Below are 1,285 nucleotides of genomic sequence, written 5' to 3'. Positions count from 1 at the left end.
AGCCTATGCAGGAAAAGAGAATCCAAATGGGAAGAGGTTTGAAGGGATAATAAGATTTGTAACGCCAGTATATAAAGATGATAAAAAAGTAGGATATGTAAGTTTAGCATTAGACCATGAACATATAATGCAGTTTACAGATACAGTAAATCCAACAGGAAAGAATCCTTTACAAGATATAGCAGATGCAAGTGTAGGGAATTATGCATTTATGTGGGATTATGAAGGTAAAAATATATCTCATCCAAGAGACCACTCTATTGTAGGATATAATCCAGAAACTGGTAAACAAACAATGCCATGGCTAAGTTTGGATGTTGCAAAGAAGTATTATGCTTCAAATAAAGAAATAAATGAGTTTTTAGAAGACTATCCAACATTTGAAGAGCAAAGCTTGAAAAAAAAGCCAAATATGAAGCAACTAATTGAAGATGGAAATGTAAATATTGATTGTAGATATTTGAATTTTGCTCCACAATGTCAAGGTTGGATGCAAGTTACTAAAAATGGAGGTTATGGTTCTTTTATAATATATTGGAGTGATATTTGGAAATTATCAACAGCAGCTGCTATTCCATACTATACAGGTAAATATGCAAATAGTAAAAGAGGTTTTGGTTTTGTGACAATTACTGCAAATGTAAACGAATTTCATGCTGCTGCAAATAAAACAAAAGATAATATAGATGTTATTTTAAACACTCAAACAAAAAGTATGCATGAAAGTTTAGAAAAGAATAGAAGTGAAATAGAAAAGTTTATAATGCAGATGCTAAATGAACTTACAGTTTCCACTGGAATAATGATTGTTTTAGTCATAATAATTGCGTTGTGGATGTCAAACTATATTAGTAAAAAAATTGAAAATATACTACTTGGAACTAAAAAATTTGCAAATAATGAGTTTGATTATAGACTAAAAGTAAACTCAAAAGATGAAATAGGTCAGCTTGAAAGTTCATTTAATGAAATGGCAAATAAAATTGAAGCTTTAGTTAAAAAACAAAATGATTTAAATGCAAGTTTAGAACAAAAAGTAAAAGAAGAGATAGATAAACAAAGAAAACAAGAGCAGTTACTAATACAACAAAGTAAGTTAGCAGCAATGGGAGAGATGATAGGAAATATTGCTCATCAATGGAGACAGCCACTAAATGCATTAGGATTAGTAATGCAAAATATACAGTTTGCATATAGTGTAGGAGATTTAGATGATGAGTTTATGCAAAAAAGTATAAAAAAGACAAATACACTAACAGCAAATATGTCAAAAACAATAGATGAT

General features: G+C 29.5%; 1 protein-coding gene. It reads left to right on the top strand.

Translation table 11 applies throughout. The features are described 5' to 3' along the window. The coding region (locus CP960_RS13290; RefSeq protein ID WP_119184495.1) for a methyl-accepting chemotaxis protein at positions 1–1,285 on the top strand (1,285 nt) is incomplete at both ends.

This window comes from Malaciobacter halophilus, from assembly GCF_002837275.1.
GTDB lineage: Bacteria > Campylobacterota > Campylobacteria > Campylobacterales > Arcobacteraceae > Malaciobacter > Malaciobacter halophilus.
Note: the sequence above shows the minus strand (reverse complement) of the source record. Positions and strands in the feature narration are given on the sequence as shown.